This window comes from Streptomyces sp. RKND-216, from assembly GCF_004795255.1.
Taxonomy (GTDB): Bacteria; Actinomycetota; Actinomycetes; order Streptomycetales; family Streptomycetaceae; genus Streptomyces; species Streptomyces hazeniae.
Genome location: NZ_SSBQ01000002.1, coordinates 299261 through 322074 on the forward strand (window position 1 = coordinate 299261; position 22814 = coordinate 322074).

A 22814-nucleotide genomic window follows, 5' to 3' on the forward strand; every position below is an offset into this window, starting at 1 on the left:
CACGCAGCCGGCCGGCGGATCAGTCGTCGAAGGCCTTCGCGGCGGAGTCCTCCAGTGCCAGCATGGCGCCGGCGACGTCGTCCGGGTTGTCGAGGAAGTCCTGGAGGGCCTTCCATTCGCCTTCGCCCTTGGTGCCGCCGAAGGCCGCGGGTGCCTGGTCGGACATGTCGAAGCGGAAGGTGCTCCCGGCGTCGAGGAGTGCCTTGGCGATCTCGCGCTGGAGGTCGCTGGGGTAGGTGGCGGTGTCGAGGCTCTTGTTCGGGGAGAGGAAACCGCCCTGCTCGGCCATGATGCGTGCGGCGTCCTCGGAGGCGAGGAAGGTCATCATGGCGTGCGCCCCCGGGGAGTGCTTCAGCGCGACGGCGGCGTCGCCGCCGGTCACCACGGGGGGCTGGCCGCCACCGACGGCGGGGAAGGGGAAGAGCTTGGCGTCGGTGCCGAGTTCGGCGTCGGTGTCGTTCGTGATGTTGACGCCGACGAAGTCGCCCTCGTAGACCATGGCGGCCTCGGGGTCATCCAGGTCGGCGAAGGTCTTGGTGACGGACTCGGGGAAGGCGGTGGCCCGTGCGCCGTCGTTGCCGCCGGCCAGCAGCTGCTCCTCCCCGAACAGGTCGCCGAGGGTGGTGAGGGCCTTCTCCACCGAGGGGTCCGTCCACGGGATCTCGTGGGCGGCGAGTCTGTCGTACGTGTCGGGGCCGGCTTGCGAGAGGTAGATGTTCTCGAACCAGTCGGTCAGGGTCCAGCCGTCGGCGCCGCCGACGGAGACGGGATCGACACCGGAGTCGGCGAGGCGCTGCGCGGTGTCCAGGAAGTCCTTCCAGGTCTTCGGTTCGCTCGCGCCGGCCTTCTCGAAGGCCGCGGTGTTGTACCAGACCAGCGACTTGTTCGCGGCCTTGAAGTAAACGCCGTAGGTGGTGCCTTCGTGCGCGCCGAGGTCGTGCCAGCCCGTCTCCAGGTTCATCAGCATCTGGCGGTAGGTGGCGTCGTCGACCGGTTTCAGCCAGCCCTTCTCGGCGAACTGCTGGAGGACGCCGACCTGCGGGAGCATCGCGACGTCCGGCGGGGCACCGTCCTCGATCCGGGAGCTGAGGAAGGAGGAGACGTTGTCGCCGGTCGGCACGAACTCGACCTCGGCGCCGGTGCGCTCCTCGAACTCCTTCAGCGCCTTCTTGAAGTTCTGCTGCTCAGAGCCGGTCCACACCGCGGCGACCTGAACGGTCTTGCCCGTCAGGTCGGGCAGCTCGGTGACGGCGTCGCCGTCGCCGCTGTCGCCGCCACCGCAGGCGACGGTGAGGCAGAGGGCGAGCACGGCGGCCGTCCCGGCCCCGGCGTGCCGGAAACGGCGCCGACGTGTCCCCCGTGTCCGCCCCCGCCCGGCGCGGGGCGCGGGCGCCGGCGCACGGGTCGTCACGACGGTTACCTCTGATGGCGACATGTCGTCCTCCCTGAGCCGACAGGCGTGGCACCCCCTGGACAGGCCGTACACAGCATGCGTGCCGGGGCCTGCCGATGGGGAGGGCGGTGAGGACCGGAATCGCAAACCCAGGGGGAATTGCCAGGCTCTCGCATTTCCTGCACACCTGGCGGGCGTACTTCACGGTAAGGGCCGGACCCGGGTGACGGTGGGAGGGTGACCGGACTACCCGCTGGCCCGGGTGATGCCGTGGGCCAGCTGCCCGACGAGGTCGAGGACCCACTGACCGAAGGACGTAGGGGCGAGCAGGACACCCAGCACCAGCACGAGGACCACGCCGAACGTCTCGTCGAACCGGGTCCGGGGCTCGGTGCGGCGGCGCAGCCGCAGAAGGACGACGACGGTGAGCAGGACCGCCACGTTGATCGTCAACACCTGGCCGGTTCTCCCTTCACGAGGCAGCGGATGGCTCCGCTTCTCGTTGTAGCGACGACAGGGAGCCGGTCGGGCGCTTATGCCCGGTATTCACCGGAACGGGGCTGTTCGCCGCCGGGAGCGCAGGGCGCGCGGGGGCTCGGGACGGGCGTACGGCATGGGGAAGGGGGCGTGCCGGTCGACGTGCGCCCTGCCGGTGCGCGGAGCCGGGCCGGTGACGGCGCACCGCCTCGTCACCGGTTCCCTCAAACCCGCGGGGAAGCGCTGACCCGTGGCAGCAGGAGACAGAGGACGGCGCCGGTCAGTGCCGACCCGGCTGCCGCGACGGTGACCAGCCGTCGGCCGGCGACGGGCAGGCGCCTGCGGGCCAGCAGGGTGGCGGCCGCGTCGGCGGTGTCGGCGGCGGCGCAGCCGAGGACCCACGGCCGGGCGTCGCCGCCCTGGGCGAGCATCCACGCCGCGCCCGTGCCCAGCACCAGGTCGCGGCCGCCGAGGGCCCGCCCGGTCACCTCGGCGGTGGTGCGGAGGACCGAGGGCCCGAGCCAGGGAGCGAGCAGCGGGCGGGGCGCGAGCAGCGCCGTGACCCCCAGGCCCACCCGGCCGAGCGCCCACAGCAGGGCCGCCTTGCGCACGGGCGCGGCGTCGGCGTCCATGCCGGGTCCTCTCTCGTCGGGCGCCGGTCGTCCGGCGCGGTTCCCTCCCGAGTCTCCGGGCGGTCGCGCACGGCGGCAACGCGACGCCGCACGCGCAGCGGGAGGCCTCACGACGAGGCGACGCGGACGTGAGCGGAGAGGGGGAAGACGCGCATGGCCTCCTCCAGCAGGGTGGTGCGGGTGCCGTCGGCCACGCCCGGGAGGTCCACGGACACGCGGGCGGTGAGGCCGTAGCGCAGGTTCCCGGAATGCTCCAGGTCGACCTGGACGGACACCTCGCTGCCGGTGAGGTCGGCTCGCAGTTCACCACCGACCACGGTGATCGCCTGATGAAGACAGGTGGCCACGGCGGCGGCGTACAGGTCCTCCGGCGACCAGCCGTCCGCCGTCCGCGAGCCGGTCGCGGGCGGGGTCACGACGGGCACGGTCTTGTGCCCGGAGCCGTCGATGCGGACCTGGTCCGGTCCGTGGCTGGAGCGAGCCGTGGTGGTGTAGAGGGTGCGGTCCGGCGAGGGCATGCCCGCACACTCCCCGTCCCGGCGGCTTCCGCGCGGGTGCCTCGCGCGTCGGGCCGTCACGTCCACCCGACCGGCGGGAGCCGAGGGGGGCGGCGGGCCGGCGCGGGCGGGAGGGCCGCGTGAAGGTCCGTCCTGCGGGTACCTCGGTCTCCGCAGCTCCGAGACCCCGCATGCCGGTCGGGGCGGGGAGCGTCGGGGCCGCCGGGGCCGAACGGACGTCGGGAAGGGACATCTGGTGAGCGGATCCGAGACGTCCCCCGGCGCCTACGTGCCCGACCCGCGGCGCTGGAAGGCGCTCGGGGTGTGCCTGCTGGCCGGGTTCATCACGTTGCTGGACGTGTCGATCGTCAACGTGGCACTGCCGTCGATCCGGCGCGGCCTGGGAGCGACGGCGGGCGACATCCAGTGGGTGGTGGCCGGTTACGCCCTGTCGTTCGGGCTGCTGCTGGTCCCGGCGGGGCGGCTGGGCGACGCGCGGGGGCGGCGGCTGCTGTTCATGACGGGGCTGTCGCTGTTCGCAGCGGCCAGCGTGCTGTGCGGCACGGCGCAGAACGCGCTGTGGCTGGTGCTCGCCCGGCTCTTCCAGGGCCTGGCGGGCGGGCTGGTCTCCCCGCAGGTGTCGGCGCTGATCCAGCAGCTGTTCCGGGGGGCGGAGCGGGGTCGGGCGTTCGGGCTCTTCGGGGCGGTGATCGGCCTGTCGACGGCGGTGGGGCCGGTACTCGGCGGGGTGATCATCGAGCTGTTCGGCGCCGTGCACGGCTGGCGGTGGATCTTCTTCGTGAACCTGCCGGTGTGCCTGGCGGCACTGCTGCTGGCCGCGCGGCTGCTGCCCGGTCCCGAGCGCCACATCCGGCCGTGCGCGCGGGACCTGGACCCGGCCGGGGTGGTGCTGCTGGGGACCGGGGTGGCGCTGCTGCTGCTCCCGCTGGTGCAGGGACGGCAGTGGACGGGGCCCGGCACGTGGCTGATGTTCCCGGCCGCAGGGGTCGTTCTGGCCTGCTTCGTGCTGTGGGAGCGGCGGCACGCCCGCCGGGCGCAGCCGCTGGTGGACCTGAGGCTGTTCGGGCTGCGTTCCTACGCCTTCGGGTCGGTGCTGATGCTGGCCTACTTCGCGGGCTTCACGTCGATCTTCTTCGTCCTCACCCTCTACCTCCAGGCGGGGTTGGGCTACAGCGCGCTGGCGGCCGGCCTGACCACCGTGCCGTTTGCGGTCGGCTCCGGTGTCGCGGCCGCGGTCAGCGGCCGGCTGGTGGCACGGTACGGCCGGGCGCTGGTCGTGGCGGCGCTGACGGTGGTGGCCGCGGGTCTGGCGCTGGTGATCGTCGCGGTGTCGGCTGTACCGGGGCGGGCGGCGGGCTGGGCGCTCGCGGCGCCGCTGCTGCTGGCGGGGCTGGGCGGCGGCGCCGTGATCGCACCGAACCAGACGCTCACCCTGTCGGCCGTGCCGCCGGCGCAGGGCGGCAGCGCGGGCGGCGTGCTGCAGACGGGGCAGCGGCTCGGGTCGGCCGCGGGCATCGCGGCCACCGGCAGCGTGTTCTTCTCCCGGCTCGCCGCTTCCGGGAACGACTGGCCGACGGCGTTCCGGTACAGCGTGGCGGTGTCCCTGGCGTTCGTGCTGTGCGCCCTGGGAGTCGCGGTGGCGGACCTGCGCGTGCGGCACCGTGCGGCCGCATCCGGCGGCGGGCCGGCGCGCGAAGTGTGAGGGTGGAGTAGTCACCGTGGACGGGAGGAGTCAGGGTGTCGGAGGAGAACGAGGGGCCGCTGCGCTGCCTGGTCACGGGGGCGGGCGGCTACATCGGCGGGCGGCTGGTGCCGGAGCTGCTGGAGGCGGGGCACGAGGTGCGCTGCCTGGTCCGGACGCCGGACAAACTGCGCGACCATCCGTGGGCCGGCCGGATCGAGGCGGCGGAGGGCGACGTGACCCAGGCGGAGCAGGTGCGCCCGGCGATGCGGGACGTGGACGTCGCCTACTACCTGGTGCACGCGTTGGGCACCGGGCCCGACTTCGAGGAGACCGACCGGCACGCGGCGCGGGTGTTCGCGGCCGAGGCGCGGCGGGCCGGGGTCCGCCGGATCATCTATCTCGGCGGGCTGACCCCGCGGGGCGTGCCGGAGAGCGAACTCTCCCCGCACCTGCGGTCGCGGACGGAGGTGGGACGCATCCTGCTGGAGTCGGGGGTGCCGACGGCCGTGCTGCGGGCGGCCGTGGTGATCGGCTCGGGGTCGGCGTCGTTCGAAATGCTGCGGTACCTCACCGAACGGCTGCCCGCGATGGTCACCCCGAGCTGGGTGCGGACGCCGATCCAGCCCATCGCCGTACGGGACGTGCTGCGGTGCCTGGTCGGCTGCGCGCGGCTGCCGGCCGACGTCAGCCGCGGGTTCGACGTGGGCGGCCCGGACGTGCTCACCTACCGGGACATGATGCGGCGTTACGCGGAGGTGGCCGGGCTGCCGCGGCGGGTCATCGTGCCGGTGCCCGTGCTGACGCCGCGGCTGTCCAGCCACTGGGTCGGCCTGGTCACGCCGGTGCCGGCGCAGATCGCCCGCCCGCTGGCGGAGTCGCTGCGGCACGAAGTGGTGTGCCGGGAGGACGACCTCAGCCGGTACGTGCCGGACCCGCCCGGCGGGCGCCTCGGCTTCGATCGGGCCTTGCGTCTGGCGCTGCAGCGCATCAAGGACGCCGAGGTCGCCACCCGCTGGTCCTCGGCATCGGTGCCCGGGGCGCCCAGCGATCCGCTGCCCACCGACCCGGACTGGGCGGGCGGAAGCCTTTACACCGACCGGCGGGCCCGGCGGGTGGAGGCTTCGCCGGAGGCGCTGTGGCGGGTGATCGAGGGCATCGGCGGAGACAACGGCTGGTACTCGTTCCCGCTCGCGTGGGCGGTGCGCGGCCGGCTGGACCGGTTCCTGGGCGGCGTCGGACTGCGCCGCGGAAGGCGCGACCCGCACCGGCTGCGCGTCGGCGACTCGTTGGACTTCTGGCGGGTGGAGGAGGTCGAGCCGGGCCGGCTGCTGCGACTGCGCGCGGAGATGCGGCTGCCGGGCCTGGCGTGGCTGGAGCTGCGGGTGGCGCGGGACCGGGAGGGCCGGACGGTGTACGCGCAGCGCGCGGTGTTCCATCCGCGCGGGCTGGCCGGGCACGCGTACTGGTGGGCGATCGCGCCGTTCCACGGGCCGGTGTTCGGCGGCATGACGCGCAACATCGCGCGGGCGGCCAAGGACGCTCCGCCGGGGGCGGGGCCGCCGCTAGGGGTCGGAGGGGGTGCTCCGTACCGCTGACAGCTCGTCGCTCATGGCGTCCAGGAAACGCAGCACGGTACGCAGTTCGTCGTCGGTGAAGTGGCGTCGGGCGGCGTCGGTGCCCTCGGCGAGGGGGCGGAAGTACGCGCGGGCGACGGCGCGTCCGGCGGCGGCGTAGTGGAGGTGGACCACGCGGCCGTCGTCGGGGTCGCGGACGCGCTGGATGTGGCCCGCGGCCTCCAGCCGGTTGAGGCACGCGCTGACCGCGCCGGAGGTGAGGTTGAGGTGTTCCCGCAGCCGTCCGGGGGTGAGGGCCCCGCCCTCACCGTCGCCGTCCAGGACGGCCACCAGTGCCTGCACGTCGGTGTGGTGCAGGCCGTGGGCGCGGGCGAACTCCTGCGCGATGCGGTTGAACTCGGCGTTCATCCGGCGCAGCCGGACCGCGAACGCCTGCAGGTCGGGTGGCGGGGAACCGGGGGCTGAGGGTGCTGGCACACCCCCAGGATAAAATTAACTCAATAATTGAGATACTTTGGCGCTCGCGGGCTCGTTCCGGCGGCCCGGGCACCGTTCGACGAACCACCGAGGACCTGTGATGCCCCCTGCCCCCCGAGCCCTGCGATGGCTCGTTCCCGCCCTGCTACTCGTCGCCTGGCTCGGCCTCGGCGGCGTCGTCGGCCCGTACGCGGGAAAGCTGGGCGAGGTCTCCACCAACGACCAGTCCACGTTCCTGCCGCAGAGCGCCGAGTCGACGAAGGTGCTGAACGCCCAGGACGCCTTCCGCGACGAGCAGACGATCCCCGCGGTCGTGGTCTGGACGTCCGACGACGGCTCCGTCTCCGGCGAGCAGCGGGCCGCGGCCGCCGAGTCGCTGCGGTCGCTCGCCGACGTTCCCGGCGTCACCGGGCAGGCGTCGCCGGTCATCCCGGCCGAGGACGGCGCCGCGCTCCAGGGCGTCGTGCAGCTGCGCTCCGATCTGGGCGAGCAGCTCGGGGAGACCGTCGACCGAATCCACGAGGCGGCGGCCGACGTGCCCGGCACCGCCTCACACATCGCCGGGCCGGCCGCGACGCAGGCCGACCTCTCGGACGCGTTCGCCGGCATCGACAGCCTGCTGGTCCTGGTCGCACTCGGCGTGGTGCTGCTGATCCTGCTGCTGGTCTACCGCAGCGTGCTGCTGCCGCTCGTGGTCATCATCAGCTCCGTGCTGGCGCTGTCCCTCGCCTCCGCGCTCGTGTACCAGCTCGCGGAACGGGATCTGGTGCGCGTGGACGGCCAGGTGCAGGGCATCCTCTCCATCCTGGTCATCGGCGCGGCCACCGACTACGCCCTGCTGCTGGCCGCCCGCTACAAGGAGGAACTGTCCGCCCGCGCCGACCGCGACCGGCTGGCCGCGATGCGTACCGCGGTACGCCGGTCGGCGGGCGCGATCGTCGCCAGCGCCGCCACCGTGGGGCTCGGTCTGCTCGCGCTGCTGCTCAGCGACCTGGCCAACACCAGCGCGCTGGGCCCGGTCGGTGCGATCGGCATCGTGTGCGCGGTGGTCAGCACCATGACGTTCCTGCCCGCCGTGCTGGCCCTGCTGGGACGGGCCGCCTACTGGCCGGCGCGGCCGAAGGCGGCCGCGGCGGGCACCCGTTCGGAAGGGGTGTGGGGCCGGGTGGCCGCGGCCGTCGAGCGCGCGCCGCGTCGCATCTGGGCCGGCACGGGCGTCCTGCTGCTGGTCTGCGCCGCGTTCGCGCCGCAGCTGAAGTCGGACGGAGTGCCGCTGAGCGAGATCTTCGTGAACGACGCGCCCTCGGTCGAGGCGCAGGAGGTGCTGAGCGAGCACTACCCCGGCGGCTCCGGCAACCCGGCGGTGATCATCGCCGACGCCGGGGCGGCCCGCGAGGTCGCCGGTGCGGCCACCCGCACCGAGGGCGTCTCCGCGGCGGCCCCGGTCACGCAGTCCGGCCGGCCCGGCGGCGGGCAGCCGCAGGTGGTCGACGGCCGGGTGATGATCGACGCGACGCTCACGGACTCCGCGGACAGCGACGCCGCGAAGGAGACGGTGCAGCGGCTCCGGGAGAACGTGCACGGGGTCGACGGCGCGGACGCGCTGGTCGGCGGGTACACCGCGCAGCAGTACGACACCCAGCAGACCGCGCAGCGGGACCGGGTGGTGATCACGCCCGTGGTGCTGGCGATCATCCTGGTGATCCTGGCGCTGCTGCTGCGGTCCCTGCTGATGCCGCTGCTGCTGGTGGGCACGGTGGCGCTGAACTACTTCGCCACCATCGGCGTCGCCGCGCTGGTCTTCCAGCATCTGCTGGGCTTCACCGGCACCGACGCGTCCGTGCCGCTGTACGGGTTCGTTTTCCTGGTGGCGCTGGGTGTGGACTACAACATCTTCCTGATGACGCGGGTGCGGGAGGAGGCGCTGCGCGACGGCACCCGACGAGGGGTGCTGACGGGGCTCACCGCGACCGGCGGCGTCATCACCTCGGCCGGTGTGGTGCTGGCCGCCACCTTCGCCGCGCTGGTGGTGATCCCGCTGGCGTTCCTGGTGCAGATCGCGTTCATCGTGGCTTTCGGCGTCCTGCTGGACACCCTCGTCGTGCGGTCGCTACTGGTTCCCGCGCTGGTGCGGGACATCGGCCGGGTGCTGTGGTGGCCCAGCGCCCTGCACCGCCGCTGACACGGAACGGGACCGCCGAGGCGACACGGGCGGCGGTGTGCCGGTAGGCGCGGATGCGCCCGTCCGGGGGATTCCCCGGACGGGCGCATCCGCGTCCGGCTCCGGGCGGGAAAGGGCGATAGCGGCCGTGCCCGCCCCCGTACACCGGACCCGTACCGCCCGCCCCAGGCCAGCAGCCGCACCGGAGTGATGCCCCCGTGACCGTGTCGATCGCCCTGTTCACCGCCGATCTCCGGGTCCACGACAACCCCGCGCTGCGGGCCGCCCTGGACGGCGCCGACGAGACGGTGCCCCTGTTCGTGCTCGACGATGCCGTGCGCGCGGCCGGGTTCGACGCCCCCAACCGCCGGGCGTTCCTCGCCGACTGCCTCGCCTCCCTCGACGAGGCCCTGAGGAAACGCGGCGGCCGCCTGGTGGTGCGCCGGGGCGACGTGGTCGGCGAGGTGTGCCGGCTCGCGCGGCAGACGGAGGCCCGGGACGTACACGTGGCAGCGGACGTGAGCGGCTTCGCGCACCGGAGGGAGGACCGGCTGCGCGCGGAGCTGGAGTCCGACGGACGCCGCCTGCACGTGCACGACGCGGTGACCACGGTCCTGGCACCCGGCGAGGTGGTCCCGGCGGACCGCGACCACTTCGCGGTCTTCACGCCCTACTTCCGCCGCTGGGAGACCGTCACGCCGCGCAGACCGCTGGGCGCGCCGCGCCGAGTGCGGGTCCCGGACGGCGCGCCGGAAGGGGAGCTCCCGGCCCGGTCCGCGGTCTCCGGTGTCTCGCCGGGGCTGGCCCGCGGCGGTGAGCAGGAGGGCCGGCGACGGTTCGCGACGTGGCTCTCCGACGGCGTCGACGCGTACGAGGACCGGCACGACGACCTGGTCGGCGACGCCACCTCACGGCTCTCCCCGCACCTGCACTTCGGCACCCTCTCCCCCACCGAACTGGTGCACCGGGCCAGGGAACGCGGCGGTGCGGGCGCGGACGCGTTCGTGCGGCAGATCTGCTGGCGGGACTTCCACCACCAGGTGCTCGCCGCCCGGCCGCAGGCGGCCCGCCAGGACTACCGCACCCGTCACGACGGGTGGCGCCGGGACGACCAAGCCGCCGACGCCTGGCGGGAGGGCCGCACCGGCTACCCCGTGGTGGACGCGGCGATGCGGCAGCTCGCCCACGAGGGCTGGATGCACAACCGCGGGCGGCTGCTGGCCGGCAGCTTCCTCACCAAGACGCTGTACGTCGACTGGCGGGTCGGCGCCCGCCACTTCCTGGAGCTGCTGGTGGACGGTGACATGGCCAACAACCAGCTCAACTGGCAGTGGGTGGCCGGCACCGGCACGGACACCCGGCCCAACCGGGTGCTCAACCCGCTGACGCAGGCCAAACGGTTCGACCCCGACGGCGCGTACGTGCGGCGCTGGGTGCCGGAGCTGGCGGACGTGGACGGCGGCGCCGTGCACACGCCGTGGAAGCTGGCCGCCCTCGATCGGGCCGGGATCGACTACCCGGACCCGGTCGTCGATCTCGGCGAGGGCCTGGACCGCTTCCTGCGGGCACGCGGAGTCCGGTGACCACGCGCAGCCGGGCGGCGCTGCCGCCGCCCAGGGCGCGTCGTCGCGCGGCGACGGGCCGCCGGGGCGACCATGACCCCACCGACGGCTTCACCCTCGTGAGAGAGGCGGCGCGATCCCCATGCCGACATCCCGCAGCAGCCGGACCGACGTGATCGTGGTCGGCGCCGGAGTCGCCGGACTGGCCTGCGCAGCGGACCTGACGGCCGTGGGCCTGTCGGTGCTGGTCCTGGAGGCCGCCGACCGGGTCGGCGGCCGGATGCGCACCGACCGGGTGGACGGCTTCCTCGTCGACCACGGCTTCCAGGTCTTCAACACCTCCTACCCTCAGGTGCGGCGGCGCCTCCGGCTCGCCGACCTCCAGCTGTGCCCCTTCACGCCCGGGGCGCTGATCCGCACCGCGGACGGCGCACTGCGCCGCTTCGCCGACCCCACCCGGCGGCCGCGGGACGCCGCCGACCTGCTGCCGGGCCGGCTGATGTCGGCTCGCGACCTGCTCGCCGTCGCCGCGCTCAGCGCGGGCGACGCCGTCCTCCCGGCCGGGCTGCTGCGCACCGCCCCGGAACGCACCACCGTCACCGCGCTCGCCCAGGCCGGCGTCTCCGCCGAACTCGTGGAGACGTTCTTCCGGCCCTTCCTCTCCGGGGTGTTCCTGGAGGACGAACTGGAGACCAGCAGCCGGTTCTTCCACCTGGTGTGGCGCAGCATGCTGCGGGGCTCGCTGTGCCTGCCGCGGAGCGGCATCGGCGCCGTGCCCGCGCAGCTGGCGAGCCGGCTGCCCGAGGAGTGCCTGCGGCTGGACACCCCGGTGTCGGGGCTGACGGACGACGGGGTGCTGCTCGGCGACGGCGGTGAACTCGCCGCGGACGCGGTGGTGGTGGCCACCGGTGGGGAGGTCGCCGCACACCTGCTGCCCGGCCTCGACACCCCGCCGGTCCGCACCGTGACCACCCATTACCACGTGGCGCCCGTCCCGCCGCTGCGCGAGCCCACCCTCCTGGTCGACGGCCGCCGCCGGTTCCTCAACTCCTGCGTGGTGAGCGAGGTGGCGGCCGGCTATGCCCCGGAGGGGCGGGCGCTGATCGCCACCTCGGTGCTGGGCGGCGAACGGCCGGGCCGGGAGGCGGAGGTGCGTGCCGACCTCGCCGACGCGTACGACACCGACACTTCCGCCTGGGAGCACCTGGCGGACCGTACGGTGCCGGGGGCGCTGCCCGCGATGGTGCCGCCGTGGCCGCTGAGCCGCCCGAGCCGGGTGGGGCCGGGACGCTACGTGTGCGGCGACCACCGCGCCACGGGGTCGGTGCAGGGCGCCATGGCGTCCGGCGCCCGGGCGGCGCGGGAGGTCGTCGCGGACGCCCGGACCGCCGGTGCCGGGCGGGCCGCGGGTGCCGGGCAGGACGGACGGTGAGCCCGCGCCCGCACTGGCTGTTCGGCGACCAGCTCGGCCCGCACTTCCTGCGCTCCGGCGCCGACGGACCGGACCCGGACGCCCCGCTGGTGATGATCGAGGCCCGGTCGGTCTTCCGCCGCCGCCGCTTCCACCGCGCCAAGGCGCACCTGGTGCTGTCCGCGATGCGTCACCGGGCGGCCGAGCTCGGCGACCGGGTGCGCTACGTGCGGGCGGAGACCTACCGGGACGGGCTGCGGGAGGCCGTCGGCACCGGCGGCGAGGTGACCGTGTGCCATCCCACCTCGCACGCCGCCCTCGCGTTCGTGCAGCGGCTGCGCGGGGTGCGGGTGCTGGAGCCGCGCGGGTTCCTGGTGCCGCCCGGGGAGTTCGCCGGCTGGGCGGACGGCCGCGGGGGACGCGCGCTGCGCATGGAGGACTTCTACCGCCGTGTCCGCCGCAGCCACGACCTGCTGATGGACGGCGGGGAGCCGGCGGGCGGGCGGTGGAACCTGGACCACGACAACCGGGAACCACCGCCGAAGGGCGCCGCGACCCTGGACGTGCCGCGCCCGTACCGGCCGCGCGAGGACGGGATCGACGCAGAGGTGCGGCAGGACCTGGACCGCTGGGAACGGGACGGGGAAGTCGCGTTCGTGGGCCGCGACGGGCCGCGCCGTTTCCCCGCGACGCGGCGGGAGGCGCTGGCGGCGCTGCGGCGCTTCGTCACGCACCGGCTGCCCGCGTTCGGCGCGCACGAGGACGCGATGCTCGCCGCCGACCCGGTGATGAGCCACAGTCTGCTCTCGGCGTCGCTCAATCTGGGGCTGCTGGACCCCGCCGAGTGCGTCGAACGCGCCGAACGGGCCTGGCGCGAGGGCGACGCGCCGCTGAACAGCGTCGAGGGATACGTCCGCCAGGTGGCGGGCTGGCGCGAGTACATGTGGCACCTGTACTGGCACTTCGGACCCGGTTACCGGCGCAGCAATGCGCTGCGCCACCGCCGCGGGCTGCCGGAGTGGTTCCGGGAACTGGACGCGGACGCGGTCACCGCACGCTGCCTGTCGACCGTGCTCGCCCAGGTGCGGGACACCGGCTGGACGCACCACATCCCGCGCCTGATGGTGCTGGGCAGCCATGCCCTGCAGCGCGGCTGGCACCCCGCCGAGGTCACCGACTGGTTCCACCGCTGCTTCGTCGACGGCTACGACTGGGTGATGCTCCCCAACGTGGTCGGCATGTCCCAGTACGCCGACGGCGGGCGGATGACGACCAAGCCGTACACGACGGGCGGCGCCTACATCGACCGGATGAGCGACCTGTGCGGGCCGTGCGCCTACCGGCCGGGCGACCGCACCGGGGAACACGCCTGCCCGTACACCGCCGGCTACTGGCGCTTCCTGCACCGCCACCGCGACCGCCTGGCCCGCAACCACCGCACCGCGCAGCCGGTGCGCGGGCTCGAACGCCTCCCGGACCTGGAGGAGCTTCTCCGCTCCGACGACGGCGGCGACGGCCCGCCCTGACGCCGGTCTCACGCTCTCCGGCGTGCGCGCGGCCACGGCGGGGACGGGGCCTCCGGCTCGCGGGGACGTATGATGCTGCGACATCCGTCCGTGGGTCCCGTCGAGGAGGCGGCCCTCGCACGGCCCAGGAACCAGACGGTCCGGCGGGCCCACCTGGTGACGGCTGCGCGCCCGGCCGAGGAGACGGCGTGCAACCCGGTGGCGCTGGAGGACGCGTACGGGTACCACGTCGTCACCGGCACCTCCGTCACGCGGGAGCGTGCCGAGCGTCAACTGACCGGCTACGCGGCGACGGCGACCGGGACGGTCCTGGACGTCTGACTGTGGTGGTGGCTTCTCCGACGGGTCTGACTCACCGTCCGACCGACGCCTCGCGGTTGTCTCTTAAGCGATTCGTCGGCTCGTGCGGAGGAGCCACCGCACGCGGCCGGACGGGCGCTTGTGACCTTATAGGAGCTGGTCAAGAAGCCCCGCCACAGTCTTGTCCGCCCGCCCGCCCGCCCGGCCAGCGCGTGCCGCCCCGAACGGTTCAGCGGAAGGACGGCAGTGACCAGCATGACGGACCAGGACCTGGAAGTCACAGGCGGTGTGGACACTCACGGTGAGACCCACCATGCGGCGGTGGTCGACCGGATCGGCCGACACCTGGCCGACCCGGGGTTTCCCGCTACGGGTCGGGGATATCGGCAGCTGACGGCATGACTGTCCTCCTTCGGCACCGTGGCCGCGGTCGGGGTGGAGGGGACCGGCGCCTACGGCGCCGACCTCGCTCGTGTCCTGCGCCGGGCCGGGCTGGCGCGGCCCGCCCGTGACGGAACCGGGCGTGCGGTGCCTGTGACGCTTCCCGTGAGCGACGTCCATGGCTGGTCCCCTCGGTCTCCGTCGATCGTCCGCCGAACAGGACGGGACGGCCGGGTGCGCCTACGTTGGAAGCGGACCGGCCGACGGCGGCCGGGCGAGCGCGCCGGACGACGGACGAGCCGGCGGGAGAGGTGAGGCCGAGGTGCGGGTGCTGCTCGTGGGGGCCGGGGGCGTGGGTACGGCGATCACCCGTATCGCCGCCCGGCGGGACTTCTTCGACCACATGGTGGTGGCGGACTACGACCCGGCGCGGGCCGACGCGGCCGTGGAGGCGCTGGGCGAGGCCCGGGGGCGGTTCACCGCGGAGCGCGTGGACGCCTCGGACGAGGCGGCCGTGCGGGCGCTGCTGGAGCGGCACCGGTGCGACGTGCTGCTCAACGCGACCGACCCGCGATTCGTCATGCCGCTCTTCGGGGCGGCACTGGACGCGGGGGCGCACTACCTGGACATGGCGATGTCGCTGTCCCGGCCGCACCCGGAGCGTCCGCACGAGGAGTGCGGGGTGAAGCTGGGCGACGCGCAGTTCGAACGGGCCGGCGCGTGGGAGCGGGCGGGGCGGCTGGCGCTGGTCGGGATGGGGGTGGAACCGGGCCTGTCGGACGTCTTCGCCCGTTACGCCGCGGATGAGCTGTTCGACGAGATCGAGGAGATCGGCGTGCGGGACGGCGCGAACCTCGCCGTCGACGGATACGACTTCGCCCCGTCGTTCAGCATCTGGACCACGATCGAGGAGTGCCTGAATCCGCCGGTGGTCTACGAGGACGGGCGCGGCTGGTTCACCACCCCGCCGTTCAGCGATCCGGAGGTGTTCGACTTCCCCGAGGGGATCGGTGAAGTCGAATGCGTCAACGTGGAGCACGAGGAAGTGCTGCTGGTGCCCCGGTGGGTGAAGGCCCGGCGGGTCACCTTCAAGTACGGGCTGGGCCGGGAGTTCATCGACACCCTCAGGACGCTGCACCTGATCGGCCTGGACCGCACCGAGCCGGTGACGGTCGCGGCGGAGGGCGGCGGGACGGCCCGGGTCTCGCCGCGCGACGTGGTGGCGGCCTGCCTCCCCGACCCCGCGACGCTGGGTGACCGCATGCACGGCAAGACGTGCGCGGGCACCTGGGTGAAGGGTGTCCGGGACGGCCGCCCGCGCGAGGTGTACCTCTACCACGTGGTCGACAACCAGTGGTCGATGAGCGCCTACGGCTCGCAGGCCGTCGTCTGGCAGACCGCCGTCAACCCCGTGGTGGCTCTGGAGCTGATGGCCGAGGGGGTGTGGACGGGAGCGGGCGTCCTGGGACCCGAGGCACTGCCCGCGCGCCCCTTCCTGGACAAGCTCACCGCGTACGGCTCCCCCTGGGGCATGCGGGAGCAGTGAGGTTCACGGGGCACGCGGGAGGGCAGAATTCCTCCGGGACAGGCGACCGCCCCGCCGCACGACAGAGCGAGGGACCATGGCCGACAGGATCGCGGACGAACGGACCGGGCCCGGGCGTGGCGAGGGTGGCGGTCCGAGCCTGAAACCCAACGCGATCGGCTTCGTCGACGCGCTGGTCATCGGGCTGAACTCGACCTCCCCGGCCTATTCGATCGCGGCGGTGATCGGTCCGGTCGTGGCGCTGGTGGGCATCTACGCGCCGGGTGTGATGCTGGCGTCGTTCGTGCCGATGCTGCTCATCGCGTCGGCGTTCTACTTCCTCAACCGCATCGACCAGGACTGCGGCACCACGTTCTCCTGGGTGACCCGCGCCATGGGCCCGTGGGCGGGCTGGCTGGGCGGCTGGGCGATCATGATGACCGGCGTGCTGGTCGTCGGATCGCTGGCGGACGTGGCGGTGTCGTTCGGGTTGCTCGCCTTCGGCCTGGACAGCCTGGCCGAGAGCGATCTGTGGCGGCAGCTGCTGGCCGTGCTGCTGATCCTGGTGATGACGGCGGTGTGTGTGATCGGCACCGAGGCCTCCGCACGGGTGCAGAACGTGCTGATCCTCGCGCAGGTCGCGTTCCTGCTGGTGTTCGCCGTCGTCGCGATCTACCGGGTGTATGCCGACACCGGCACGCTGGGCTCGACGACACCGGATGTCGAGTGGCTCAACCCGTTCGGTGAGGGCGGTGCGGCACTGACCGGCGGGCTGCTGCTGGGGGTGTTCATCTACTGGGGCTGGGAGTCGGCGGTCAATCTCACCGAGGAAACCGAGGACTCCGTCAGCGCGCCCGGCAAGGCGGGCGTCTGGTCGACGATCGTGCTGCTGGTGACGTATGTGTCGGTGGGCTTCGCGGTGGTCGCCTACTCGGGCGTGGCGTTCCTGTCGGAGAACGCAGCCGAGGAGGAGTTCCTCTTCGCTCTGCTGGCCGGCGAGGTGCTCGGCGGCTGGGACTGGGTGCTGCTGCTGGCCGTGTCGACGTCCGCGATCGCCTCCACCCAGACGACGATCATCCCGGCGTCGCGCACCGCGCTGTCGATGGCCCGCCGGCAGGCCGTCCCCCGGCACTACGGACACATCAGCCCCCGCTTCCGCACCCCCGACGTGAGCACCTGGTGGGTCGCCGGGATCGCGATCGTCTGGTACCTGGTGCTCAACCAGATCAGCGCCAACGCCCTGTTCGACTCGCTCACCGCGCTGTCGCTGCTGATCGCCTTCTACTACGCGCTGACCGGCGTGGCCTGCGCGGTGTACTACCGGCGCGAGCTGACGCGCAGCGTCCGCAATCTGCTGCTGATCGGCGTCGGGCCGCTGGTCGGCGCCGCGCTGCTCGCGTGGCTGCTGGTGGAATCGGTGAGGGACATGTCCGACCCGGCGAACTCCTACAGCGGCGAGTCCTGGTTCGGTCTCGGACCGCCGCTGGTCATCGGCATCGCCATCGCCCTGGCGGGCGTGGTGCTGATGCTGGTGTGGCGGCTGCAGGCGACACGGTTCTGGGCGGAGCGCCCGGGCGTGGTGGACCCGGCGCTGGTGCCGCACCGCGAAACCGGCCACGGCCATCGGGCCGGACGGGGAAAGGAGCCGCCGCGATGACGGTGGTGCTGGGATACGACGAGTCGCCCGGTGCGGAACGGGCACTGCGGGTCGCCATCGAGGTGTCGGCCGCCTTCGGGGAGCTGCTGGTGCTGGTGTACGGCGCCGCCGCACCGGGCGGCACCGGCGAGGAGTACCGCACCCACCACGAGGCGCTCCGGCAGGCGGGCCGCACCGCGCTGAACCACGCGGTGCAGACCGCGGCGACGGCAGGCGTGCCCACGGCCGTCGAAATCATCGACGAGAAGCCCGCGCAGGCGCTGATCGAAGCGGCGAACCGGCACGGGGCACGCGTCATCGTGGTGGGGAGCTGGGGCGAGAGCCCGATCCGCGGCGCGCTGCTCGGCTCCACCCCGCACAAGCTGCTGCACCTGTCGGACGTGCCGGTGCTCTGCGTGCCGACGGGCTGACGAGGGGACGAGCGGACGGCCGACGCAGGGCGGGCAGCCGAGGGGCGGGCCCGCGCACCCGGTCCGGAGGTCAGTCCGGAGGTTCGCCGGTGCCGGTGTCGTCGCCGGGCCCGTGCTCCGGGTCCGGCGGCCTGGTGCCCGTCTCCTCCTCGTCGTCGTCCCCGCCCTGCGGGCGCCACAGCTCGGGCGCTTCGACGGGCGGGGGCAGGTCGGGGGTCATCTGCTGATCTTCGTCGTGGCTCACGGCGGGGCGAGTACCCAGGTGCCGGTGCGCGACTCCGTGCCTCCGGGTGATCCTCGTCTCCCCCGACTCCCGCCCCCGTCCCACGGATGAGCGTGGGGGCGCCGGAACAGCGCCCGGCCGTTTGAGGCGCGGCCAGGTGCGTACCCGACCCCCATGAGCGAGCAGAACCCGGACCCCGGTCCGCGCCGCGCGCCGGGCCCGTCCGCCGTCGCAGCCGACTCCCTGGCTCGGGCGATCCTCCAGTGAGCGGCGGAAGGACGCTGGTCACCGGATGGTTCAGCTTCCCCCGGGGCGAGGCCACCGCGGGTGACGTATTGGCACTGCGTCACGTGGAGGCGCGGCTGAAACTGGCGGGCGCCTCCTACGACGTGGCGTGGAGCCCCGGCCTCCGCTCGCAGGCGGTGTCACTGGACGACGCCGACCCGCAGCGCTACAGCCGCCTGCTGTTCGTGTGCGGACCGGTGGCCGGGGAGCAGATCGCCGCCCTGCACGAGCGGTTCGCGCACTGCTTCCGGGTCGCGCTGGGCGTCTCCACCGTGGACCCGGCCGATCCGGCGCTGAGCGGCTTCCACCGGGTGATGAGCCGGGACGGGCCGGGGACCCTCCGCGGCCGCGTCGACCTGGCCGCGTCCGCACCGGCGGAGAAGCCGGTGCCGGTGGCCGGGGTGGTCCTCTCCGGAGGGCGCCGGGAGTGCGGCACGGGGGTGCGGGACGACGCGGTGGCGGAGGCGCTCACCTCGTGGATGTGCGGCAAGAACTGCGCACGCCTGGAACTCGACACGCGGCTGGACGCCCGCGACTGGCGGCGCAGCGCGACCTGCGGGCAGTACCTGTCGGTGCTGGAACGCCTCGACGTGGTGGTCACGGATCGGCTGCACGGCCTGGTGCTCGCCCTGCGGTCCGGCGTGCCCGCGCTGGCCGTCGACCCGGTCGACGGCGGCGGGACAGTGTCGGCCCAGGCCCGCGTGTGCCGATGGCCGGCGGTGCTGCACCCGGAGGACGTCACACCGCGGCTACTGGACCACTGGTGGGCGTGGTGCCTGGGGCGGGGCCGGGAGCTGGCCGCCGAACGCGGCCGCGACTTCCGCGCCCGGCGGCCGGCGCGGTATCCATCCCCGTGACCGGCCCGAATCGTCGCGCGTAAGGCGCCGCACTCGTGGAACCCGGTCGCCATGTACGCACAGGGCATGGACGCGCAGCTGGCGGAGCTGGGACGCGATCACCTCATCGGCATCGCACCGCTGGTGATCGGGCTGCTCGTGGTGGGCGCCCTGATCCTGCTGGTGGGCATCGGCATGCGGCAGCGCCGACGCGGCGACTCGCGTGCCTCCGAGGCCGGCACCCCCGCCCCCGGCGCCCCGAAGGGATACCAGGAGGGGCGCACCAGCCCGTCGGAGATGCCGCGCGACGGACGGCGCAGGTACCCGTACGAGGTCTCCGACAGCGGCTACACGGTGTCGGAGTCCGAGGAGGAGGGCGAGGTCAAGCGCAGGCGCTGGGACCCCGGGAGCAGCGGAGGCTTCCACAGCGGCGGCCCCGGACACACCTGAGGTCGCCCCGCCCCGGCTCGCCGCCTGCGCCCGGCCTTCCGCACGCTGCCGCCCGGCGGCAGCGTGCGGCCACAGCACTAGGCTCCTGCGGGCGGCTGGGTTCCCGGTGCGCTGCCGACGGCCGCCGCCTCGCGTTCGGCGCGCAGTCGGCGGTGGCTCCAGATCAGCAGCACGAAGAGCACGATGCCGGAGACGATCAGGCTTCCCCCGGTGCTCCAGCCGCTGAACGGCAGGCGTTCCAGCAGGCCCCACGCCACGCCGCCGCCGAGGAGACCGAGCCCCACCACGACCGAGCCGGCGATCCGCCACTTCGAGGAGACGCTGTCCTCGGCCGCCTGCATGGCGCGGGCGCGCACCGGCGCCACGTGCCGGTGCAGAGACGGGACGGCGCGCGCCAGCAGCACCATGCCGGCGAAGACCAGCAGGAGACCGGGTCCCGGCAGCACCAGCAGCGCGATGCCCACCGCGACAAGCAGTCCGCCCAGGAGGGCCAGTATCCCGCGCATCAGCGGGTGCGGGTTGTCGTCTTTCGCCACGTTCTCGTTCGCTCCATCGTCGCCCCGTGCGACGGCCGTCTGCCGTCGTGTTCGGCTGTACACCGTAGCCGCTGCCGCATCGTGCGCCCGACGCGGCGTCGCACATGATCACCGCCCGCAGTTGCGCAGGTGGCCGCCCCGGCCCGGCGCGGCCGTGTGCGGGCCGACCGGCCCCGGGGCACAGTGGAGGGGCACACCGGGAGGTGGACGATGGGCCGTACCGGCCTGCTGGAGTTGCTGCCGGCCGACCAGCGGCGGCTGCTGGCGCCGCTGGCGGACGGCGTACCGCCCGCCGCTCCCATGCTGGCGCGGCCGAGCGATCGCCGCGACTTCGGCGCGGGATGGATCTTCGAGCGGAAGCTGGACGGAGTGCGGGCCCTCGCGGTGCGCGAGCGCGGCCGTGTGCGGCTGCTGTCCCGCACCGGCCAGGTGATGAACCGTACGTACCCGGAGCTGGTGGACGTCCTGGAAGAGCAGGACTGCGAGGACTTCAGCGTCGACGGCGAGATCGTCGCGTTCACCGGTCGGCGAACGGACTTCGCTCGGCTGCAGCGGCGCATGCAGATCAGCGACCCACGGCGTGCCCGTGCGACCGGTGTCGAGGTGACGTACTGCCTGTTCGACCTTCTGGCGCTGGACGGCGTGCGCACCACCGGGCTGCCGCTGCGCGCGCGGAAGGCGCTGCTGCGACGGGCTTTCGTCTTCGGGCCGCCGCTGCGGCAGACACCGCACCGCAACGCGGGCGGGCAGGAGCTGCTGGACCGGGCGTGCGGCTGGGGCTGGGAAGGGCTTGTCGCCAAGCGCGCGCAGGGCCGCTACCAGACGGGTCGACGGTCGCCGGACTGGCTGAAGCTGAAGTGCAGCAGGGGCCAGGAGTTCGTGGTGGGCGGATTCACCGAGCCGTCGGGCGGTCGTGTCGGCTTCGGCGCGCTGCTGCTGGGCTACCACGCGGACGGACGGCTGCGCTACGCCGGGAAGGTCGGCACCGGCTGGGACCGGGCGGCACTGGCATCGCTGCGGGCGCGGCTGGACGGTCTGACTCGTTCGCGTTCGCCGTTCGCCGACGCGGTGGGCGAGCGCGGGGCGCACTGGGTGGAGCCGGAGCTGGTCGCTCAGGTGGCGTTCACGGAGTGGACACGGGACGGGATGCTGCGGCACCCGCGGTTCGTCGGTCTGCGCGCCGACAAGAACCCGTCCGAGGTGGTGCGCGAGGAGCCGGGCCCCTCCCGCTGAAGACGGACGGCCGCGGCGCGACCGGCGGCCGACCGGGCGGTTTCGGCCCACCGCCGTCGGTGACCCGGCAGGCATGACCGACCAGACCTCGTCCGGTCGTCCTCCCACGCCGGACTACCCCGCCCTCTCCCTCGGCGACATCGCGCACCGCGCCCGGTCGCTCTCCGCCGCGGACCTCGAGCGGCTGCTGGCGTACGAACGCGGACACGCGTCGCGTGCGCCCGTACTGGACCTCCTGACGGCACGGCTGGCGCAGCTGGAGGCAGGGCGTGAGCCCTCCTCCGGTGGCGCTGCGCCGCCGCGCGGGACGCCGAGGGAGTCCGGCCGGCCCGAGGGTGACGGGCGGTCCTGACGCCGCCGGGCCGAGCCCCCAGCCGGGCATTTCGCACCGGGCCGGTCCTGCGCAGCCCCTGCCTCTGCCCGACGACCGCAGCGGCTCTCCGCCCCCTCGGCGGGCGGGGCCGCGGACTGTCCCCGCACGGCCGGGTGGAGCCGACCGGCTGACGGCGGCCCGACGTCCCGTGGGCGGGAGCCGGTTTTCCGGCTCCCGCCCACGGTTACCCGGCTGCCATGAGTGAGGCGAGCGCGCCGGCGCGCGACATGACGTACGGCTACTTCCTTGCCTGCGAGGACCACGGGCCGCGGGAGCTGCTGGAACAGGCCAGAATGGCCGAGCAGGCCGGGTTCACCTCACTGTGGATCTCCGACCACTTCCACCCGTGGACCGACGTGCAGGGCCACTCCCCCTTCGTCTGGTCGGTGATCGGCGCACTGGCCGAGGTCACCTCGCTGCCCGTGCAGACGGCAGTCACCTGCCCCACCGTGCGCACCCATCCGGTGGTGGTGGCGCAGGCGGCGGCCACGTCGGCCGTGCTGCTGGGAGAGCACCGCTTCCGGCTCGGCGTCGGCAGCGGTGAGGCGCTGAACGAGCACGTGCTGGGAACGGTGTGGCCGGAGGCGTCGGTCCGACTGGAGATGCTGGAGGAGGCCGTCGGCGTCATCCGGCAGCTCATGACCGGCACGCAGGTCAGCCACTACGGCAAGCACTACACGGTGGAGAACGCCCGTCTGTACGACGTGCCGGAGCAGGCCGTACCGATCGACGTGTCCGCGTTCGGGCCGGCGGCGGAGGAGCTGGCAATGCGGATCGGCGACGGCTTCATCACCATGGAGCCCGACGCGGAGGCCGTGGCACGCTTCCGCCGGGGCGGCGGCGGACAGAAGACGGCCGTCGGCGGCACCAAGGTCTGCTACGACACCGACCGCGACCGTGCCGCCGCCACCGTGCGGGAACGGTGGGCGAACATGTTCCTGCCCGGCGAACTGGGGCAGGTGCTGCCCACCCCGGCACACTTCGCGCAGGCCGGGCAGCTCGTCACCGAGGCACAGGTACGCGATTCGGGAATGCCACTCGGCGACGACCCGGACGAGCACGTGCGGGCGCTCGCCGCCTACCGGGACGCCGGCTTCGGGGCGGTGCACGTGAACCAGATCGGTCACGACCTGCGCGGCTTCTTCGACTTCTACCGCACCAAGGTGCTCCCGCGGCTCGCGGAGTAGGCC

The 22814-nt window shown here is 73.8% G+C and carries 22 protein-coding genes; 15 read left to right on the forward strand and 7 right to left on the reverse strand.

Annotation, left to right across the window (positions count from 1 at the left end):
- Window positions 1-19: 19 nt before the first annotated feature.
- From E4198_RS01515 to E4198_RS01530, 4 genes are all read right to left on the reverse strand, one after another.
- Window positions 20-1309, reverse strand: a complete 1290-nt coding sequence (locus E4198_RS01515; RefSeq protein ID WP_247597504.1) for an ABC transporter substrate-binding protein — start codon at window positions 1307-1309, stop codon at window positions 20-22.
- Window positions 1310-1639: 330 nt separating this feature from the next.
- Window positions 1640-1849 (reverse strand): hypothetical protein, encoded by a 210-nt coding sequence (locus tag E4198_RS01520; RefSeq protein ID WP_136181528.1) that lies wholly within the window; start codon window positions 1847-1849, stop codon window positions 1640-1642.
- 245 nt (window positions 1850-2094) lie between these two features.
- Window positions 2095-2502: a hypothetical protein gene (locus E4198_RS01525; protein WP_136181529.1), complete on the reverse strand. Its 408-nt coding sequence runs from the start codon at window positions 2500-2502 to the stop codon at window positions 2095-2097.
- Window positions 2503-2609: 107 nt separating this feature from the next.
- Window positions 2610-3020 (reverse strand): OsmC family protein, encoded by a 411-nt coding sequence (locus tag E4198_RS01530; protein ID WP_136181530.1) that lies wholly within the window; start codon window positions 3018-3020, stop codon window positions 2610-2612.
- A 235-nt stretch (window positions 3021-3255) separates the two neighbouring features.
- Between E4198_RS01530 and E4198_RS01535 the strand changes: the two genes are divergently transcribed.
- Window positions 3256-4722 (forward strand): MFS transporter, encoded by a 1467-nt coding sequence (locus E4198_RS01535; protein WP_136181531.1) that lies wholly within the window; start codon window positions 3256-3258, stop codon window positions 4720-4722.
- A 35-nt stretch (window positions 4723-4757) separates the two neighbouring features.
- Window positions 4758-6299, forward strand: a complete 1542-nt coding sequence (locus tag E4198_RS01540) for an SDR family oxidoreductase (RefSeq protein ID WP_136181532.1) — start codon at window positions 4758-4760, stop codon at window positions 6297-6299.
- Here the strand turns inward: E4198_RS01540 and E4198_RS01545 are convergent.
- Window positions 6267-6755 carry a MarR family winged helix-turn-helix transcriptional regulator gene (locus E4198_RS01545; RefSeq protein ID WP_247597505.1) on the reverse strand — a complete coding sequence of 163 codons (489 nt, stop codon included), beginning with the start codon at window positions 6753-6755 and terminating at the stop codon, window positions 6267-6269. The genes E4198_RS01540 and E4198_RS01545 overlap by 33 nt on opposite strands.
- Before the next feature lie 100 nt (window positions 6756-6855).
- On the opposite strand from E4198_RS01545, the gene E4198_RS01550 reads away from it, so the two are divergent.
- The 8 genes from E4198_RS01550 to E4198_RS01590 all read left to right on the forward strand — a co-directional run bounded on the left by E4198_RS01550 (window position 6856) and on the right by E4198_RS01590 (window position 17688).
- A complete protein-coding gene (locus tag E4198_RS01550; protein WP_136181533.1) occupies window positions 6856-8937 on the forward strand; it encodes an MMPL family transporter in 2082 nt (693 codons plus the stop codon).
- A 197-nt stretch (window positions 8938-9134) separates the two neighbouring features.
- Entirely contained in the window at window positions 9135-10499 is a 1365-nt protein-coding gene (locus E4198_RS01555) for a deoxyribodipyrimidine photo-lyase (RefSeq protein ID WP_136181534.1), read from the forward strand.
- A 121-nt stretch (window positions 10500-10620) separates the two neighbouring features.
- Window positions 10621-11910 carry an NAD(P)/FAD-dependent oxidoreductase gene (locus tag E4198_RS01560; RefSeq protein ID WP_136181535.1) on the forward strand — a complete coding sequence of 430 codons (1290 nt, stop codon included), beginning with the start codon at window positions 10621-10623 and terminating at the stop codon, window positions 11908-11910.
- Window positions 11907-13415 carry a cryptochrome/photolyase family protein gene (locus E4198_RS01565; RefSeq protein WP_136181536.1) on the forward strand — a complete coding sequence of 503 codons (1509 nt, stop codon included), beginning with the start codon at window positions 11907-11909 and terminating at the stop codon, window positions 13413-13415. The genes E4198_RS01560 and E4198_RS01565 overlap by 4 nt, the downstream gene beginning before the upstream one ends.
- A gap of 90 nt (window positions 13416-13505) precedes the next feature.
- Window positions 13506-13736, forward strand: coding sequence for a hypothetical protein (locus E4198_RS01570; RefSeq protein ID WP_136181537.1), 231 nt, complete (start codon window positions 13506-13508; stop codon window positions 13734-13736).
- Window positions 13737-14418: 682 nt separating this feature from the next.
- Window positions 14419-15642, forward strand: a complete 1224-nt coding sequence (locus tag E4198_RS01580; RefSeq protein WP_136181538.1) for a saccharopine dehydrogenase C-terminal domain-containing protein — start codon at window positions 14419-14421, stop codon at window positions 15640-15642.
- 76 nt (window positions 15643-15718) lie between these two features.
- Window positions 15719-17278 carry an APC family permease gene (locus tag E4198_RS01585; protein ID WP_136181539.1) on the forward strand — a complete coding sequence of 520 codons (1560 nt, stop codon included), beginning with the start codon at window positions 15719-15721 and terminating at the stop codon, window positions 17276-17278.
- On the forward strand, window positions 17275-17688 hold the full coding sequence (locus E4198_RS01590) for a universal stress protein (protein WP_136181540.1): 414 nt from the start codon (window positions 17275-17277) through the stop codon (window positions 17686-17688). The genes E4198_RS01585 and E4198_RS01590 overlap by 4 nt, the downstream gene beginning before the upstream one ends.
- 70 nt (window positions 17689-17758) lie before the next feature.
- Here E4198_RS01590 and E4198_RS24740 read toward each other — a convergent pair whose 3' ends face one another.
- A complete protein-coding gene (locus E4198_RS24740; RefSeq protein WP_168711347.1) occupies window positions 17759-17932 on the reverse strand; it encodes a hypothetical protein in 174 nt (57 codons plus the stop codon).
- A gap of 242 nt (window positions 17933-18174) precedes the next feature.
- On the opposite strand from E4198_RS24740, the gene E4198_RS01595 reads away from it, so the two are divergent.
- Entirely contained in the window at window positions 18175-19053 is an 879-nt protein-coding gene (locus tag E4198_RS01595; RefSeq protein WP_136181541.1) for a polysaccharide pyruvyl transferase family protein, read from the forward strand.
- A gap of 66 nt (window positions 19054-19119) precedes the next feature.
- Entirely contained in the window at window positions 19120-19482 is a 363-nt protein-coding gene (locus E4198_RS01600) for a DUF6479 family protein (protein ID WP_027762293.1), read from the forward strand.
- Between the two features lie 77 nt (window positions 19483-19559).
- Here E4198_RS01600 and E4198_RS01605 read toward each other — a convergent pair whose 3' ends face one another.
- Complete coding sequence (locus E4198_RS01605; protein WP_136185118.1) at window positions 19560-19988, reverse strand: PGPGW domain-containing protein; 429 nt, start codon at window positions 19986-19988, stop codon at window positions 19560-19562.
- 240 nt (window positions 19989-20228) lie between these two features.
- Here E4198_RS01605 and ligD point away from each other — a divergent pair, with 240 nt between their 5' ends.
- The 3 genes from ligD to E4198_RS01620 all read left to right on the forward strand — a co-directional run bounded on the left by ligD (window position 20229) and on the right by E4198_RS01620 (window position 22811).
- Window positions 20229-21251 carry a non-homologous end-joining DNA ligase gene (gene ligD, locus E4198_RS01610; RefSeq protein ID WP_136181542.1) on the forward strand — a complete coding sequence of 341 codons (1023 nt, stop codon included), beginning with the start codon at window positions 20229-20231 and terminating at the stop codon, window positions 21249-21251.
- Between the two features lie 73 nt (window positions 21252-21324).
- Window positions 21325-21603, forward strand: coding sequence for a hypothetical protein (locus E4198_RS01615; protein ID WP_136181543.1), 279 nt, complete (start codon window positions 21325-21327; stop codon window positions 21601-21603).
- A 248-nt stretch (window positions 21604-21851) separates the two neighbouring features.
- Window positions 21852-22811, forward strand: a complete 960-nt coding sequence (locus E4198_RS01620; RefSeq protein WP_136185119.1) for a TIGR03557 family F420-dependent LLM class oxidoreductase — start codon at window positions 21852-21854, stop codon at window positions 22809-22811.
- Window positions 22812-22814: the final 3 nt, after the last annotated feature.

Excerpts from the sequence above, each read along its gene's own strand:
- E4198_RS01525 (WP_136181529.1), bottom strand. The coding sequence starts at position 2,502 with ATGGACGCCGACGCCGCGCCCGTGCGCAAGGCGGCCCTGCTGTGGGCG.
- E4198_RS01530 (WP_136181530.1), bottom strand. The coding sequence starts at position 3,020 with ATGCCCTCGCCGGACCGCACCCTCTACACCACCACGGCTCGCTCCAGC.
- E4198_RS01550 (WP_136181533.1), top strand. The coding sequence starts at position 6,856 with ATGCCCCCTGCCCCCCGAGCCCTGCGATGGCTCGTTCCCGCCCTGCTA.
- E4198_RS01560 (WP_136181535.1), top strand. The coding sequence starts at position 10,621 with ATGCCGACATCCCGCAGCAGCCGGACCGACGTGATCGTGGTCGGCGCC.
- E4198_RS01585 (WP_136181539.1), top strand. The coding sequence starts at position 15,719 with ATGGCCGACAGGATCGCGGACGAACGGACCGGGCCCGGGCGTGGCGAG.
- E4198_RS01590 (WP_136181540.1), top strand. The coding sequence starts at position 17,275 with ATGACGGTGGTGCTGGGATACGACGAGTCGCCCGGTGCGGAACGGGCA.
- E4198_RS01600 (WP_027762293.1), top strand. The coding sequence starts at position 19,120 with ATGGACGCGCAGCTGGCGGAGCTGGGACGCGATCACCTCATCGGCATC.
- E4198_RS01605 (WP_136185118.1), bottom strand. The coding sequence starts at position 19,988 with ATGCGCGGGATACTGGCCCTCCTGGGCGGACTGCTTGTCGCGGTGGGC.
- ligD (WP_136181542.1), top strand. The coding sequence starts at position 20,229 with ATGGGCCGTACCGGCCTGCTGGAGTTGCTGCCGGCCGACCAGCGGCGG.
- E4198_RS01615 (WP_136181543.1), top strand. The coding sequence starts at position 21,325 with ATGACCGACCAGACCTCGTCCGGTCGTCCTCCCACGCCGGACTACCCC.
- E4198_RS01620 (WP_136185119.1), top strand. The coding sequence starts at position 21,852 with ATGACGTACGGCTACTTCCTTGCCTGCGAGGACCACGGGCCGCGGGAG.